This is a genomic window from Rhodococcus tibetensis, assembly GCF_024438035.1.
Classification (GTDB): Bacteria; Actinomycetota; Actinomycetes; order Mycobacteriales; family Mycobacteriaceae; genus Rhodococcus_F; species Rhodococcus_F tibetensis.
The window spans coordinates 61350-77015 of the sequence record NZ_JANFQF010000004.1 but is presented as its reverse complement, the minus strand read 5'-3'; the positions used below and the strand labels follow the sequence as shown (position 1 = coordinate 77015).

Genomic DNA, 15666 nt, shown 5'->3' with positions numbered 1-15666 from the left:
CTCTGCCCGGGTGGTGGCAGCCGGCGCGCTGCTCCTCCCTCATGAAGGCCGGGGCCGGTCCCGAAGCCGCCATGGGACAGATGTTCGGACTCGGCGGCCTGTTCCTGCTTCCCGTTCTGGTAGCCAGCTGGCGCGGCGGTCTGAACACAGCGGCGGGAGCTACCGCCACCGTCTATTTGGTGGTGGTTCCGACGGTGCCGGCGTATCTGTTGTTCGCGGCCGGTTTGCGGCGTCTGCCGCCTGCCACGGTTGCCACTCTTACCCTGACCGAACCCGTCGTCGCGGCGCTCCTCGGCACCGCGATACTCGGCGAGCAACTGACCGTCGTCGCAGGCATCGGGACGGCCGCTGTCGTTACGTCTCTCGCCGTGAGCACGCTCCGAACGCGTGAGGTGCTTACCGCGTGACCGACAGCGGGATCGTCCCGCCGCGGTGACGGTAGACGGACCCGAACCGGGCATCCACCCGAAGCCACGACGCGGTGGCGCGGACCCGGACCAGCTCCGAGGCGTCGATGCGTTCGAGGTCGATGTCGGCCGTCAACCGCTCGGAGCCCGCGTGCGGAATGAATCCGAGCGCGGTGAGGGCAAACACCGCCCTCATCGCGACACCGACCGTCTGCCCGGCACCGTGCACCCGCAGCACCTCTTGATCGAGGAGCGAGGCGGGAGGTCCCTGACTGCTTCCGTGTTCCTGCGCCAGGGCCGCGCCGCGTTGGGCGAGGTCGACCAGTACGCGCGCCGGGACGTCGTCGACGTGCACGAAACCCTCTGCCGGCGGCAGGGCGCCACGCCATGCAGAGTCCATCGAGAATCCGGGGTCGATGTCACCACTGGTCGCCGATTGGAGAGCGGCGAGTAGCTGATCACCTGCGGCGGACGTGTCGTCAGGAGACACCGACCCACTGACCGTGCGCACCGCGAGAACATCGAATCCTGTTGCCGCCCAAACCGTTAGCCGATCGGCCCCCCGCTGCCGCAGGCGAACCACGGCGGATTCGTCGAGCCGGACGACGCGGGTGACGAAGGCGGCGAGGTCACCTCGCTCCGTGGGATCCGGGATGGACAGGACCCGCTCATACACGCTGCCAGCTCTCCAGATATCCGCGCTCGAGTGCGGTGAGCCTGCGCAACCGCTGCGTGTCGATGTCGAAGGCCGCAATCTGCGTCGACGCCACGATCGAGGCAGGCACCGACACGTCGACACCCTTGGGACGCACTTCATACGCGATCGTGAAGTCGACCGCCCGCACCTTCTGCACCCACATCAGGACGTCGAGCGGAGAATCGCTGTGCCGCAGCTGCCCGCGATAACGGACGTGGAGGTCGGCGACGACGGCGCCGTCACGCAGCGTGACCGTCGGCCGGTTGTCCTCGAAAAGCCAGGGAATCCGCGCTTCCTCCAGCAACGTGACCATCCGAGCGTGGTTGATGTGCTGGAAGACATCCATGTCCGACCACCGAACTTCGACCTCCGCGTGAAAACCCTCGCTCAACGTCATACCTCCGATCGGGTGCCCACACCTCGCACCATGCTGCGTACCTGACGCGCCGCCACCGAGAGCGTCGCGAGGTCAAGGGTCCCAGACTCGAAAATTTCGGTGAGAGCGGACCTCGCCCGACCCAGTCGGGAGGCGTTGGTGGATTCCCAGTCGTCGATCTTTTCGCGGGGAGTCTCGTCTGGCTCACCGCCGAGGAGCACTTCCATCGTGAGCTGCCGCAACGAGCTGTAGAGGTCGTCCCGCAACGCCAACCGGGCAAGCGAATGCCACCGGTCACCGCGAGCCAGGTTGGAGACGGCGCTGAGCAGCCAGTCGATTCCGAGGTGAGCGTCGAGTTCGTAGTACAACTCGGCGACCTCGTCGATGTCCCGCTCGGCAATGTCGGACACGTCGCTGATGTCGAGGAGGCAGTACAGATCGAGCAGACGGAATACGTCGAAGGCAATGTCCTCGGGAGCACCGCGGAGAATCAGGGGCCGCGCCCTGGTTTCGAGGTCCTCGAGCTGATGGCCCTTCAGCAGGTGGGGGACCTTGGGTGACATCTTCCGGACATCGGTCGAGTAACGCGCGATCTCCGCTCCCACGGCCAACGGCTGCGGCCGGTTGGTGAGGAACCACCGCGACGCACGATCGAGTACCCGCCCCGATTCGAGGATCAGGTCGTCCTCGAGCGCCGCCGGAAGGTGCTCGGATCGAATCCGCGTCCACACATCGGGGAGAGCGAAGATCTCGGTCACTGCGGCGTAGGCTCGAATGGCGTCGGTGCTGCTCGCCCCGGCCTCGTCGGCCAGCCGGTACGCGAAGGTGATGCCGCCGTTGTCGATGGTTTCGTTCGCGAGCATGGTCGCCACGATCTGCCGGCGCAGGGGGTGCGCTTTGATCGCGGCGCGGAAGCGCTCCCGCAGAATCCTCGGGAAGTACCGCGGAAGGCGCGGCGCGAACGTCTCGCTGTCGGGCAGATCGGTGGCGAGAAGATCATCTTTCAGCGCCAGCTTCACGTGCGCGACAAGGGTGGCGAGTTCCGGTGACGTCAGACCTTGACCAGCCTGACGGCGGCGGGTGATCTCGGCCTCCGTGGGGAGTACCTCGAGCTTCCGATCGAGCCCGCGCCGCTTCACCAAGTCGGCGATCTGCCGCCGGTGAACGGTAAGCATCGGTACCGCACTTGTTCGGGAGACACCAAGCAGATTGTTCTGCGTGATGTTGTCGGCAAGGACGAGGTCGGCGACCTCGTCGGTCATCGAGGCCAGGAGAGGATTGCGCTCCTCGGACGGCAACGCTCCACTGCCCACCAGTGAGTCGAGAAGGATCTTGATGTTCACTTCGTGGTCGGAGCAGTCGACGCCTGCCGAGTTGTCGATGGCGTCGGTGTTGATTCGTCCACCGTTCTGGCTGTACTCGATTCGGCCCAGAGCCGTGACCCCGAGGTTGCCGCCCTCCCCCACGACCCGGGCACGCACCTCGTTGCCGTCGATCCGGACGGCGTCGTTGCTCTTGTCGCCGACCATCGCATTGGTCTCGGCCGACGCCTTGATGTACGTGCCGATGCCGCCGTTCCACAACAGGTCGACCGGTGCGCGCAGGATGGCACGTACAAGTTCCGGTGGAGACAGTTCGGTGATCGTGTCGTCCAGCCCGAGGGCCGCGCGCGCCGCAGCGCTGAGCGGAACCGATTTACGTGTCCGGTCCCACACTCCCCCGCCTTCACTGATCAGGCTCGTGTCATACTCTGCCCACGACGAACGAGGAAGAGCGAACAGCCGGGAACGCTCCGCAAAGGACTGCGCCGCATCGGGATCGGGGTCGAGAAAAACGTGGCGATGGTCGAATGCCGCGATCAGCCGAATGTGCCGGCTCAGCAGCATTCCGTTTCCGAACACGTCACCGCTCATGTCACCGACACCGACGACGGTGAAGTCCTCACGCTGAGTGTCCAGCCCCACTTCCCGGAAGTGCCGCTTGACGCTCTCCCACGCGCCGCGCGCCGTGATGCCCATTTCCTTGTGGTCGTATCCCGCTGACCCACCGGACGCGAAAGCGTCACCCAACCAGAAGCGGTAATCCTGGGCAACGGAATTGGCGAGGTCCGAGAATTTGGCAGTGCCCTTGTCCGCGGCGACGACCAGATACCGGTCGTCACCGTCCCGGCGTACCACCCGGTGGGGCGGTACCACTTTGCCCGATGTCTGGTCGACATTGTCGGTGAGGTCCAACAGTCCTGAGATGAAAGTGCGGTACCTGTCCTGACCTGCCTCGAGCGCTGCCATCCGGTCGACTGCAGCATCGCCCGTGGGAATCGGCGAATTCTTGACGACGAATCCGCCTTTCGCACCGACGGGCACGATGACGGCATTCTTCACGGCCTGCGCCTTCGCCAAACCCAGGATCTCGGTGCGGAAATCCTCACGCCGGTCCGACCAGCGAAGGCCACCGCGGGCCACCGGCCCGAACCGGAGGTGCACACCCTCGACGTCCGGGGAGTACACGAAAATCTCGAACCGGGGGCGAGGTTTCGGCAGTTCCAGGATTCTCGACGGATCGAGTTTGATGGACAGGTACTCGCGCCGGTTCCCTGCCTCGTCCGTGACGAAGTAGTTGGTACGCAAGGTGGCTTGGATCAGGCCGAAGAGGCCACGCAAGATGCGATCCGCGTCGAGGCTGACTACCCGATCGATGAACTGCTCGAGCCGGGCCTCGAGTTCGGACACCCGCTCGACGGACGGAGTGTCAGGATCGAACATGGCCTCGAACAGTTCGACCAACGTGCACGCCGAACGCGGATTGGCCAGGGTCACACCCTCGATGTGGAACTGGCTGTAGGGAAACCCTGCTTGTCTCAGGTATTTCGCGTACGCGCGCAGGATTGCCGCCTGTCGCCAAGCCAACCCGGCCCGCAGGACCAGTTCGTTGAAACGGTCCGCTTCGGCACGTCCGAACCACACAGCGGTGAATGCTTCGGTGAAGCGTCTCTGAAGTTTCGGCGACGAACTCTCTCCTTCGTCGGCCAACTCGGCATCCAGGTCGTCCTCCACCGAGTCACGCAGCAACTCGGCCGGGACCGACAGCCCGAAATCATATATCCAGCAACTGAACCCGTCCGGCCGGGGAACCGCATACGGCCGTTCGTCGAGCACCTCGACTCCAAGACTCTGCAGAACGGGAAGCACCTTGCTGAGCGAGATTCCCTCGCCCCCGACGTACAGGGTGAGACGCCAGTGCCCCACCACGGCATCGGGGTCACGGTAGAGATGGAGGTTGATCGCCCCCTCGTCCAACGCTTCCAGTCGCACCAGATCATCGAGAGCACGCGCGGCGTCGAAGTCTTCCTTGTACCCCTCCGGCAGTGCGTTCGCATAGCGTTGCACCAGAACCGAATCCACGCCTGGTGTGACCGCGACGAGGTCACCGAGATGATCGCCCCAACTGCGACTCGCCTCGGACAGCATCGTCTGGATGCGATCACGATCGGAATCCGAAAGAGCGAGCCGCGTGCCCATCTCCTCGGCAGTTCGGCGGACGGTGACGTGCAACAGTGCAAGGTCGAGTTCGGTGACCCGGGCGGTGTACTCGAGTGTGCCGCCCCCTAATTCGCGAAGGAGAATGTTCTGCATCGCGATCCGCACCCGCGTCGTGTACCGGTCCCGGGGAAGGTAGACCAGGCACGAGACGAACCGGCCGAGGAAGTCTTCCCGCACGAACAGACGGAGCTGCCGGCGCAAACCGATGCTGTGCACGGCCGTCACGGTGTCGAACAATGTGTCGGCGTCGCTGGAGAACAATTCTGCCCGCGGGAACGACTGGATGACCTCGAGCATGGCCTGCCCTGAGTACGAGTTCAGCTGGAAGCCCGCACGATCGATGACTGCACGCACGCGGCGTGCGATCACGGGAATGTCGAGGACGTTCTCATGTAGCGCGGTGACGGTGAAGACGCCGAGGAACCGATGCTCGCCCACGATGGTGCCGTCTCGGTCGAGGATGCTGACCCCGACATAGAACGGGTACACAGAACGGTGCACGGTGGCCGGGAACGAGCCCTGGGTCAGCACCAGCAGCGGGCGGTCCGGTATCTGCGCCGCGGGGGGAAGGCCGAACGGTCCGTCCGAAACGGCGTCGGACCGCAACAAGCCGAGCCCACTCCCCGCGGCGACCTGCAGTTTCTGTTCTCCGGGCGAGTCGGGCTCTCCTAGCTTGAATCGGCGATACCCCAGGGCCGCGTAGTTACCCTGCGACATCCACCGAAGGAGGTCGGCGCAGTCTTCGAGTTCTTCCTTCGTCGCGCCCGGCCTCGGCGCCGATGCCTCGAGTTCGTCGGCGAGGTCCCGCTGGAGAGACCGCATGGCGTCGGTGTCCCGGACCACCTGCCGGACATCAGACAGGACGTTCCCGACTTCCGTCTCGAGCTTGTCCAGAACGGTGGATTCTGCACGTGGATCGAGCTGAACGTGAATCCACGACTCAGTGAGGCGGTGCTCGGTGGCGTCAGTACTCTTGTCTCCGAGCAGGATTCCGCGGAGGGAACCGATGGGATCGCGGTGTACCGAGATGATCGGGTGGACGAATTCGCTGATGCCGATGCCGAGTCGGTTGAGCAGCCCGGTGATCGATTCGACGAGCAGCGGCATGTCGTCGGTGACGATCTGCAGGGAGGCACCGAGGTGGCGGCCGTCTCCCGGGCGATAGACCCGGGTCACCGCTCGCTCCGGCGGGCGTTGCAGTGCAAGTGTGAGATGGGCGGCGAGGACGGCATCGGAGGCGCCGTTGACCGCGCTTTCGCTGTCGCCGCGATCGACATGCCGGAAGTACGTGGCGGCGAGGGCCGGCACCTGAGATCTCAGCGCCTCGGGCAGGTTCCGAGCCCACTCCGCATCCCTCAGTGCTGCCGATTCCGTCATCGGTGGTCACATCCTCTTCGTCCGATCGCCGCGGGCAGTACTCCTCGAGACTAGCCCGCGGCGGTCGGAACGGAGAGTGAACTTCAGGCCGCCGCGCGCCCCGCTGGTCAGCCAGTGGTGATCGGTGCGAGGTACCGCTCGAGCCCTGCCCGTTCCGCGTCGGACAGGGGGCGTGAGCGCTCGGTCTTCACGTCGAAGGCCACCAGCAGGGCGTCCCCCGTTCCACAGACTGCCCCGGACCGGTCGGTGACGACATGCCGAATCGTGTACGACGACGTGCCCAGGTGCTGCACTGACACGTCGACTTTCAGCGGACCGGAGTGGTCGGTGATGATTCGTAGGAACTCGACGTCCATCTTGCGCACCACCATCGCGCCGGGACGCGCACCGGCGGCAGCCAATTCCGTCGTCAGGAAATGGATCCGTGCTTCCTGCATGTACTCGACGAATCGGGTGTTGTTGACGTGTCCGAGTCTGTCGGAGTCGCCCCAGCGCACCTGCACCTCGTAGGTGAAGACCTTCGGCTCTCCCACATCAGTCCCGGGTGAGCTTGCGGTGGGTGACACGGTGCGGACGCGCTGCGTCCGGTCCGAGACGTTCGACCTTGTTCTCCTCGTAGCCTTCGAAGTTGCCCTCGTACCAGTACCAGGCAGCCTCGTTGTCGCCGAAACCGCCTTCCCACGCAAGGATGTGCGTGCAGGTCCGGTCGAGGAACCACCGATCGTGGGAGATCACGACGGCGCAGCCGGGGAACTGCTCGAGCGCGTTCTCCAGCGAGCCGAGCGTTTCGACGTCGAGGTCGTTGGTCGGCTCGTCGAGGAGGATCAGGTTGCCGCCCTGCTTGAGGGTCATGGCCAGGTTCAACCGGTTCCGCTCACCACCGGAGAGCACACCGGCCGGCTTCTGCTGGTCATGGCCCTTGAACCCGAAGGAGCTGATGTACGCGCGGGACGGCATTTCGGTCTGACCGACGACTATGTGATCGAGACCGTCCGACACGACCTCCCACACCGTCTTGTCGGGGTCGATCCCGGTGCGGTTCTGGTCGACGTAGCTGAGCTTGACGGTCTGACCGATCTTCACCTCGCCGGCATCCGGTTCCTCGAGACCGACGATGGTCTTGAACAGTGTGGTCTTACCGACACCGTTAGGCCCGATGACACCGACGATTCCGTTGCGCGGGAGTGTGAACGACAGATCTTTGATCAGTACGCGGCCGTCGAAACCCTTGTCGAGGTTCGAGACCTCGACCACCACGTCACCGAGGCGGGGCGGCGCCGGGATCTGGATTTCGTCGAAGTCGAGCTTGCGGGCCTTCTCCGCCTCGTTCGCCATCTCTTCGTACCGGTCGAGGCGGGCCTTGTTCTTGGCCTGACGGGCCTTCGCTCCGGAGCGGACCCAGGCCAGCTCCTCCTTGAGGCGCTTTTGCAGCTTCTGGTCCTTCTTGCCCTGGACCTCGAGGCGGGCAGCCTTCTGCTCCAGGTAGGTGGAGTAGTTGCCCTCGTAGGGGTACAGACGGCCGCGGTCGACCTCACAGATCCACTGTGCCACGTGGTCGAGGAAGTACCGGTCGTGGGTGACGGCCAGGATGGCACCGGGGTAGGCCGCCAAATGCTGCTCCAGCCACAGGACGCTCTCCGCGTCGAGGTGGTTGGTGGGCTCGTCGAGCAGCAGCAGGTCGGGCTTGCTGAGTAGCAGTTTGCAAAGGGCGACGCGGCGCTTCTCACCACCGGAGAGGTGAGTGACCATCTCTTCCGGCGGCGGACAGCGCAGTGCATCCATCGCCTGCTCGAGCTGGGAGTCGATTTCCCAGGCGTCGGCGTGGTCGAGCTTCTCCTGGAGGTTTCCCATCTCCTCCATCAGCTCGTCGGAGTAGTCGGTGGCCATCAGCTCGGCGATCTCGTTGTAGCGCTTGAGCTGGACCATGGTCTCGCCCAAGCCCTCCTCGACGTTCTCGCGAACAGTCTTGGATTCGTCGAGCTTGGGCTCCTGCATCAGGATCCCGACGGATGCCCCGGGAGCCAGGAAAGCCTCACCGTTGCCCGGCTGATCCAGCCCCGCCATGATCTTGAGGATGCTGGACTTACCCGCGCCGTTCGGGCCGACCACACCGATCTTGGCGCCGGGGTAAAAGCTCATCGTGACGTCATCGAGGATGACCTTGTCACCGTGCGCTTTGCGCACCTTCTTCATCGTGTAAATGAACTCGGCCACGCCGTAAGTCTCCTAGCTGGGGTTTATCGCGTATGACCTGGGGATTCTCTCGCAGATCCCCCGCGTGTCATCTGGGCTTCTTTTTATCGATGCTATCGGACACAGCAAATCGGCCCCAGTGAGAGTTGCACCTCTCAACTAGGGCCTCGGAACCCGACGGAAGTGACCCGCCTTGAACCGTAGCCGCAGTGTATCTGCATCCCCTGACAAACCGGCCCGTGTGCGTGAGTTCTTAGCCGCGACGGCCCTCGTCCTCAGCGTGTACGCAGGCAGTCTTGGAGTCCTCAAAGCCTGCATCCACCTCGGGTGGGCAGCATGAACACCCTCGTAGACATTTACTGCGCGCTCTGCGGCGTGCACCTCACCACAGTCAGCCCACCTTCCCCGCCCGTGCCCGTGTACTGCACTGGCTGCCGCAAGCTGCACCACTAACCCCCTGTAGACGCTCCGCGTCGTTCTCAGGGCCAGCCCGACGCTAACCAGCGGCCTCCTGTTGACAGTGCTGACAATCCCCGGAACCAGGTTCGGGGAGTCCCCTAGCTGACTGATCATCCGCCAGAGGATCAACCGACAGCCGCTCACGCTCTCAAGCGCGAGTGGCTAGAGGTCGTGGAGCGGAACAACGGTCAGCGGAAATTGGGAGGTAGGGCTTGGGAGGTTCCAAGCCTTCTGCCTTTAGTCCGTTCCTTCCCTGGACTACACCCGCCACGTAACGAAACGTGCAACCATCCCGTAAACAGACCGGGGCGTCATCCTTTGCCCCCTACACAGAAACCCGAGAACTCCCACCATGAGCACTACCTACGTTGACGGCTTCGGAGAAATTGACAGCACCGGGTACGACGCGGGGGTGAAGATCCTTGCCGCAACCCCCTGCCCCACCTGGTGCATCAAGCCAGCCGGCCACACCGACCCTCTTGATGTGGCCGGAGTACCTGGGGCCAGCGAGTGCGCCTCACGCCTGCACACCGCCTACCGTTGGAAGGCGGACGAAGAGTTCGGCGCGGACGAGGTTGCTGTCGAGGCTTTGGAATACGCCTACCTCGACGGAACTGTGATGCTCGATGCCGCTGAGATGTACGCGCACATCAAGGACGTTCCCGACGCCCATGAGGCCGAAGGTTTTGCTGCACACCTGATCGCTGCCGCTGCCGCCCTCCGGTCTACTCGGAATGATGGCTAGTCCCTGAACGCAAAAGGGCGGCCCCGGAATCCCACTCAAGGGAACCGGGGCCGACCTGTATGCGTCGAACACGATTGAACCATGACGAACGTGAGCACTTCATGCTGTGGACACTCGAACTGCTTCACGACCGCAGAGAACGCAGGGACCGTGGCCGGCAGCTTCCCTCCGACGACCCCGATACCCGCACAACGGACGCTACCTCAGACGAGTAGGAGATGTCGAACATGCGTTCGATTAACGGTAGCCTTAGAGTGTGCCACCGAAGGTTGAACCAGCCCCCGAATTCTGCCCGAACGGACACCGACTGATCGGTGGTCAGTGCTTGGTCGGCTGGGTTGTCTGCTCATGTGAAGCGACTACCTACGGCGGCCACCGTTCATTCTTCTGCCCCCGCTGTGGGAGCACCTTGCTCGTCCCACCTTGCGCTGGCCAAGAGTTCGCACCGGGCGAACGCTGGGTGACCCGCGAGCAGATGCCTTAGTCCGCGTTCAACTCACTCACCAAGTCTCGAAGCTTTTTCGGCACCTGAGACGCCTGGATCACCGAGTCCGAAACACCAGACGGCCTCCGACCAGATGGATGTAGCCGCGCGACGACGTTGACACCGCCGTCAGCCCTCGGTTCGGCACATATGCGGACCGCGGCCCGCCCCTTAAATCGCTCACCCTCCGCACAAAACAGGTGACCGGGATGGTCCATCGCCTTCCAATCACGCTTCCCGTTGATGGCGTTCGCCAATGCGTTTCCAAATTCTTCCGCAGACCCATGCCGCATGTCCGGCGCACCTTTTAGCGCTTTGCCAACTACTATTGCGACCGATCGGGGGACGTGAGGTGCCAGGGTTCGAAGGTCCCTAATGTCCCCTTTAACGATTCGCTGCCGCTGCTCGGCCGGGTGGAGTCCGTGGTCGATGGGGTATTTACCACTAAGAAGGTAGAACGCTGTCGCACCCAACGAGTAGATGTCGGAACTTACAGAGCAGTAACCATCATCCGGCGCTGTCTCTGGCGCAACCGTGCAGAAACTGCCATTCCTTTCCGCCCGCCCGTCGCTGTCGAGGAACTCGCACATCTCCAGGTCGGAGACCATCACGTCGTCATCCCCGGATACCAACGCGTTGGCAGGCTTGATATCTCGGTGCACCATCCCCTCTGCATGGATTCGATCGATACCCGCCGCTATGTGCCTCGCACATCGGACAGCCTCTTGGAGACTCAGACCAGTCCCCGCCGCCCTCGACTCAAGATCACCGCCATCTACGAGCGGAGTCACGATGAACCGGATATCGCTGTTAATGACAACGTCAGCGTTGAGTACCGGAATGAGACACCGACTACTCAACTGCTCGAGACGTTGAGCTTCGTGCCACGTGTGCGGTGACCCCTTCAACGGGTCAAGGAGTTTGACCGCTACCAACTTGTCTAGGTTGCGGTCGAACGCCTCGTAGACTTCACCGTCGCTACCCAGCTTGCGCTGGAAGACATATCGGTCATTAATCGTGGTGCCGGCTGGGTACGTGGGCGGGGCCATACCCGTAGGTTACGATCCATTGTGCGAATCTTGGGAATTTCCCTCATACCTGGGGCGGGGAACCCCCGCCTTATTGGAGCGCTACTCGGGGGAACTGTGGAGGCCCCAGACCTCGTCGGTGAATTCACGTTGCGAACAAACGCGTCCGAGTCGTCGGAGCAAGCGGTTGACCTGGCACGCTTGTTACTCGCGAAGTTGCCGGCACTCGACTTCGACGAAGCGGTGATCCGTACAGCGGGGGCCTCCCCGGTAGGGAACCGCTATAAGGCACAGTTCTCACGAGCTCACGCCGAAGGCGCGGTCCTCTTCGTACTTCGGGAACACCTGGGAAAGCCTGTCCGTATCGGCGACCCACAGGCATTCGCGACAGCTGTTGGAATCAAGAAGGTCGATTTAGTAGCAGCAGCCAATGCGGTCTCAAAGAAGCAAGCCGATGCGGTGATCGCTGCCCTGAGTGGCTTGCCTCCCAATTGAGCAGGGTTCACCGTGCGGATCGACAACAACAAGCTCCGATAGCTCGGGGACATGCCATCGTTCGTAGTCGCCAACCAACGAATGGAGGGCAATGCCGACCAACCGACCGGCATTGCCGTTGTCACGCAGCCTCCTAGCTGCGCGAGCCATTAGGGTGCCGCTCGCGATGTTCACGTCAACAATGACTGTGTCGCCGGACCCACCAGCGCACACAGCTGGCTCGATCATCATCGCCGCGCCCAGAACTCGCTCGGCCTGCGGGCTAGCTGCGTACACAGAGAATCCCCCGAAATGCTCATACACGCGTAGGAGGTCGTAGGCCGCACTACGTAAACGCAGTGAGTCATCGAGATTCTCTACGGACTTCGAGCCACGATTGACGATGTCTAGAATATCCATGTCAAGTTCTCCTCACGCTTATGTGACAGTATCGAACGCACCCTCGGCCCGTTCAGGCAACGCCCATACAAGGCAGAAATAGTGCCGCTGACGAGCGTTCTTCGGGACCCCAGCGCCCCATGCGGAGCCGGGGAGAGAAGCGCCACTCTGTGTAGGGGGTGTCAGCAAAGCTGAGGGAGGGTTTACCCCCGGTGCCGAACAATTTGGGGCTTGCGGCCGTGTCAGGCCTACTTCAAGTGCTCACGTCGTCGCGCAACGTACAACGTGGACGGAATTTGCGGTGCCGTGCGTTGCCCGATGAGTCAACGGGGTGAGCAGGTCAGCGAGGGTGATTGACGCCCCGGTTTTGGTCCCGCAACGCCTCTACCAACGGGCGCAACTCGGCCGCAACGGTTGTGCGCTGGGTGTGAGCCAGCCACACCGCGGCAACATCATTCAGCAGCGGGCGCGGGATCACAAACCCGCCGACAACAGCAGCCTTGAGGATCGACTCCACAGCCACGTGCTCTTCGCCCACGTCCAGGGCCTCATCAACCCACTGCCGGGTGCCATCATCGAGGAACGGCTCAGCGTACTCCGATAAGTCGTTGGCAACCTCAAACTCGCCCCTCATGATGGCGAGTCTATGCGGATTGGTGCAGCACGTTGGCGGCATCAAGGACCAGCACATCATGGGGTTGTCCCGCATTGCGTTCGTGGTGATCGTCGGGGAGTTGGTACCGGCGTATCTGCACCGGTTTACCTGCAGCGAGCAACTGCACTGGTCCCGACAACTCATCGAACACCTTCGAGTCGATATGCCCGTACGTATTGCGGAAGTCTTCGGCCTCCGTCAGCAAGTACTCCCGCAATCTGCCTGACGAGGTACCTCGCGGCATCCGTGCCATCAGCCGTGCCACCTCCGCAGAGCGGCGTTCTGGTGAGGCAGACTCTTCTGCTCCTGCTCCGTCGCATCCGGGTTCAGCGTGGCCGACCACCGCAAGATGTTCGCCTCACATTGGCGTACCTCGGCGGCCAGTTCGGTAATCCTGCGGGTGCTGACGGGTTCCTTCGCGGCCTCTAACGTGAGCAAATCGGCCAGTAATGCGCCCCTATCAGCTGCTTTACGGATCGAATCGAGCACCAATAGTTCCCTCTCGTCCCACTCGGCCGGCGCAATCAGGAGCTTGTTCAGCTGCTCTACGACGCGCATGCCCTCCGATTTCCTGGGTCTGCCCATGTGTTCATTCCTTACGTTGATTTGTTCCGCCTAGGTACCTCTGACCTGCACCGATACGGCACACCCATTGGTTGATCCCTGAGTGGCCCTGTGCCGGATTCACCTACCCCGGTACACCTGTCGCGCGTTCTGCTGCTTCACAGGAGCACTCGCAGACCCAGCAGCTACCCTCTGGGTTTCCCAAATGCGATGCGGCCAGTGTCAAGCGCTATGGCAGTCGTAGTCCCCGACTCGTGCGGTCCTGGGGCACGCCCCACCCATGCAATAAAAGGTCCCCAGTTGCGTTGTGCCGCATTCATTTCAGCCCTGGGTGCTTGGGTGTGGGTAGCTTCAGTCGTGCGTGTCTGCGTTGTGTGCCGCGCAGTGTTTCTGCCCGCGTCTTCGGTGTGTGGCAGGGCTTACATAAGAGTTGTGCGTTGGCGGGGTCGTCTGTCCCGCCTTCTGTCACATTCATGACGTGATCGACTTCGAGTGCGACGACTGCCCCGTCCGCACCGCATCGTCTGCATACGTTCCCGTCTCGTTCGATGACGTGTTTGCGTAGCTTTCTCCATGCTGGTGTGGACGTTCTGCTGTTGCCGTTGGTCCATGCCATGTTCGTTGTCCTTCGGGTACGGGTGAGGGCGGCACCAACTCGTGATGAGTCGATGCCGCCCTCGGGGTTGGCGCTGAGACGGCCTACACCCGACGAGTGGGCGATTGTGAGCCGTTCATCCTGTCCCTTCCCTCGGTGGGTGGGGTGAGGTTGACGCCAAGACTGTTGGTGTGGGTTAGCTGGGGTGGCTGGCTGCGAGCTGCGCTGCCATGCTTTCCTGCTGTTCGGTCAGGTAGGCATCAAGCACCTTCCGTGCCTCACTGGGGCTGTTGAGGCGGATCGGGGTCATGCCCATGAGTCGGGACCAATGCCCGGCACGCAGACGGTTCGTCGTCACCGGCTCGACAGCGCTGGCGAGGTCCGTGAGGCTGCCACGTGGGGCAGGCATCACCATTACCAGGCGGCGGCAATCAGCGGCCCGGTCAAGTCGGTCCTGTCCGAGCACCAGCGGTCCCTGTGCGTCGTTGACCATCCAATCGAGCACGTCGTACCAGACCGAGTCGAGAACGCGACGGTGGTTCGGGATGGCGTTGTATGCGTCTACAGCATCGTGACCGAGTTCAAGGATCTGATTCGGGGCTGCATTGAGGTTGAACAGGTTGGCGGCGGTTCGCAGTCCTTCGAGTGCGGCATCGAATGCGGGGCGCAGGGACTCGATCAGTTCGTCGCCACCTTCCCCGCTGATCTCCTGCCCGTACTGCGCGAGGAGCGTGACGGTTGCGGTTCCGCGTACCTTCTGGATGGTGGCGGGGTCGTGTACCTCAGCCAAAGCCCCGTCGAGGTGTTTTGCGGCGGTAGCGGGGTTGAACTTCCCGGTGGTGAGTGCCGCTGTGAGTGCTGCCCCTGCGGGTGCCGGCTGCCAGGTGTTGACGGCTGCGAGGTTGTCCGAGATGGCCTGGAGGTCGGTGGGGATGGTGCCCCCAACGGCGGCGACTGCGGCATGAAAGCGTCGGATGGACTGAATGGTCAGAGTCATTTGGTGTTCCTTAAATCAGACGTTGAATGGGTGGGCGGATCGGTCCGCTAGTTCTGGTCGGCCTGTGAGTCGGTACGCGTGGTCGAGTAGCTGTCGCCCGTGTTCGTCGTCCTGGTCGGCGACTTGCGCGTCGAACGACGCAGATGAGGACTGCGGTGCTGATGGAGTTCGTCTGCCCTCAAGACGTGGCCAGCTAGTGGGATAAATCGTGTTCTCTGCGGGACGTTCTGGGGCACCGCCAACACACCAGGCATCGGGGTACAACGGTTCGCTATCAATCACGTTTCTCTTTCATTGTTAGAGTCCTGCGCGGTCGAGGACGTCATGGATTTCGTCAGCGATCTGCCGCGCAACGTCGGCTTTGAACTGGATAGGGCCCAGGCTCAGCCAGTCGCCGTTGTGTAGACGGACTGTCGGCTTGGGCCTGTGCTTCGCGCAACGTCCTTGCGTCGATCTGGTCAGTTCGGTGCAGTTCGGTTCGGCGCATTCCGTACCTGTTCGTCCTCGACCGTTCGCCATCGGGTTGACCTGTCCCCCATACTTTCTCGGTCGATCAGTCTGCATGTGAAAGCCCCTTTCGGACTGTGTGGACAATGGACGAAGTGCAACCGAGGTGGTCTGCAATGTCAGGCACCGACCAGCCCTGAGTGAGTAGTTCCGCGATTCGTGGTCTGGCC

At 62.8% G+C, this 15666-nt stretch carries 14 protein-coding genes; 2 read left to right on the top strand and 12 right to left on the bottom strand.

Annotated features, from left to right (window positions below; translation table 11 throughout):
- The first annotated feature begins 41 nt into the window (after positions 1 to 41).
- A complete protein-coding gene (locus NOF53_RS05985; protein WP_255966376.1) occupies positions 42 to 407 on the top strand; it encodes an EamA family transporter in 366 nt (121 codons plus the stop codon).
- Here NOF53_RS05985 and NOF53_RS05980 read toward each other — a convergent pair.
- The 5 genes from NOF53_RS05980 to ettA all read right to left on the bottom strand — a co-directional run bounded on the left by NOF53_RS05980 (position 397) and on the right by ettA (position 8610).
- Positions 397 to 1083: a DUF8010 domain-containing protein gene (locus NOF53_RS05980; protein WP_255966375.1), complete on the bottom strand. Its 687-nt coding sequence runs from the start codon at positions 1081 to 1083 to the stop codon at positions 397 to 399. The two genes, NOF53_RS05985 and NOF53_RS05980, sit on opposite strands and share 11 nt — an antisense overlap.
- A complete protein-coding gene (locus NOF53_RS05975) occupies positions 1076 to 1501 on the bottom strand; it encodes an acyl-CoA thioesterase (protein WP_255966373.1) in 426 nt (141 codons plus the stop codon). The genes NOF53_RS05980 and NOF53_RS05975 overlap by 8 nt, the downstream gene beginning before the upstream one ends.
- A complete protein-coding gene (locus NOF53_RS05970) occupies positions 1498 to 6396 on the bottom strand; it encodes an NAD-glutamate dehydrogenase (protein WP_255966372.1) in 4899 nt (1632 codons plus the stop codon). Before NOF53_RS05970 ends, NOF53_RS05975 begins: the two co-directional genes overlap by 4 nt.
- A 107-nt stretch (positions 6397 to 6503) precedes the next feature.
- A complete protein-coding gene (locus tag NOF53_RS05965; RefSeq protein ID WP_255966370.1) occupies positions 6504 to 6929 on the bottom strand; it encodes an acyl-CoA thioesterase in 426 nt (141 codons plus the stop codon).
- Position 6930: 1 nt separating this feature from the next.
- Entirely contained in the window at positions 6931 to 8610 is a 1680-nt protein-coding gene (gene ettA / locus NOF53_RS05960) for an energy-dependent translational throttle protein EttA (protein ID WP_255966369.1), read from the bottom strand.
- A gap of 790 nt (positions 8611 to 9400) precedes the next feature.
- Here ettA and NOF53_RS05955 point away from each other — a divergent pair.
- Positions 9401 to 9793, top strand: coding sequence for a hypothetical protein (locus tag NOF53_RS05955; RefSeq protein WP_255966367.1), 393 nt, complete (start codon positions 9401 to 9403; stop codon positions 9791 to 9793).
- Between the two features lie 480 nt (positions 9794 to 10273).
- Here the strand turns inward: NOF53_RS05955 and NOF53_RS05950 are convergent, their stop codons facing one another.
- From NOF53_RS05950 to NOF53_RS05925, 7 genes are all read right to left on the bottom strand, one after another.
- Positions 10274 to 11326: a serine/threonine protein kinase gene (locus NOF53_RS05950; protein ID WP_255966365.1), complete on the bottom strand. Its 1053-nt coding sequence runs from the start codon at positions 11324 to 11326 to the stop codon at positions 10274 to 10276.
- A gap of 417 nt (positions 11327 to 11743) precedes the next feature.
- On the bottom strand, positions 11744 to 12199 hold the full coding sequence (locus NOF53_RS05945; protein WP_255966363.1) for a hypothetical protein: 456 nt from the start codon (positions 12197 to 12199) through the stop codon (positions 11744 to 11746).
- A gap of 319 nt (positions 12200 to 12518) precedes the next feature.
- The gene (locus NOF53_RS05940; RefSeq protein ID WP_255966361.1) at positions 12519 to 12812 is read right to left on the bottom strand and encodes a hypothetical protein; all 294 of its coding nucleotides are present in this window, start codon (positions 12810 to 12812) and stop codon (positions 12519 to 12521) included.
- A 10-nt stretch (positions 12813 to 12822) separates the two neighbouring features.
- Positions 12823 to 13086: a hypothetical protein gene (locus tag NOF53_RS05935; protein WP_255966360.1), complete on the bottom strand. Its 264-nt coding sequence runs from the start codon at positions 13084 to 13086 to the stop codon at positions 12823 to 12825.
- Complete coding sequence (locus NOF53_RS05930) at positions 13086 to 13418, bottom strand: hypothetical protein (RefSeq protein ID WP_255966358.1); 333 nt, start codon at positions 13416 to 13418, stop codon at positions 13086 to 13088. The genes NOF53_RS05935 and NOF53_RS05930 overlap by 1 nt, the downstream gene beginning before the upstream one ends.
- Positions 13419 to 13713: 295 nt before the next feature.
- The gene (locus NOF53_RS27900; protein ID WP_374212572.1) at positions 13714 to 14013 is read right to left on the bottom strand and encodes an HNH endonuclease; all 300 of its coding nucleotides are present in this window, start codon (positions 14011 to 14013) and stop codon (positions 13714 to 13716) included.
- A gap of 175 nt (positions 14014 to 14188) precedes the next feature.
- Complete coding sequence (locus tag NOF53_RS05925) at positions 14189 to 14989, bottom strand: hypothetical protein (protein WP_255966356.1); 801 nt, start codon at positions 14987 to 14989, stop codon at positions 14189 to 14191.
- Positions 14990 to 15666: the final 677 nt, after the last annotated feature.

What these genes read in the sequence shown, in the direction of transcription:
- NOF53_RS05985 (WP_255966376.1), top strand. Translation starts at nt 42, where the DNA reads ATGAAGGCCGGGGCCGGTCCCGAAGCCGCCATGGGACAGATGTTCGGA.
- NOF53_RS05975 (WP_255966373.1), bottom strand. Translation starts at nt 1,501, where the DNA reads ATGACGTTGAGCGAGGGTTTTCACGCGGAGGTCGAAGTTCGGTGGTCG.
- NOF53_RS05970 (WP_255966372.1), bottom strand. Translation starts at nt 6,396, where the DNA reads ATGACGGAATCGGCAGCACTGAGGGATGCGGAGTGGGCTCGGAACCTG.
- NOF53_RS05955 (WP_255966367.1), top strand. Translation starts at nt 9,401, where the DNA reads ATGAGCACTACCTACGTTGACGGCTTCGGAGAAATTGACAGCACCGGG.
- NOF53_RS05950 (WP_255966365.1), bottom strand. Translation starts at nt 11,326, where the DNA reads ATGGCCCCGCCCACGTACCCAGCCGGCACCACGATTAATGACCGATAT.
- NOF53_RS05945 (WP_255966363.1), bottom strand. Translation starts at nt 12,199, where the DNA reads ATGGATATTCTAGACATCGTCAATCGTGGCTCGAAGTCCGTAGAGAAT.
- NOF53_RS05940 (WP_255966361.1), bottom strand. Translation starts at nt 12,812, where the DNA reads ATGAGGGGCGAGTTTGAGGTTGCCAACGACTTATCGGAGTACGCTGAG.
- NOF53_RS05935 (WP_255966360.1), bottom strand. Translation starts at nt 13,086, where the DNA reads ATGGCACGGATGCCGCGAGGTACCTCGTCAGGCAGATTGCGGGAGTAC.
- NOF53_RS05930 (WP_255966358.1), bottom strand. Translation starts at nt 13,418, where the DNA reads ATGGGCAGACCCAGGAAATCGGAGGGCATGCGCGTCGTAGAGCAGCTG.
- NOF53_RS27900 (WP_374212572.1), bottom strand. Translation starts at nt 14,013, where the DNA reads ATGGCATGGACCAACGGCAACAGCAGAACGTCCACACCAGCATGGAGA.
- NOF53_RS05925 (WP_255966356.1), bottom strand. Translation starts at nt 14,989, where the DNA reads ATGACTCTGACCATTCAGTCCATCCGACGCTTTCATGCCGCAGTCGCC.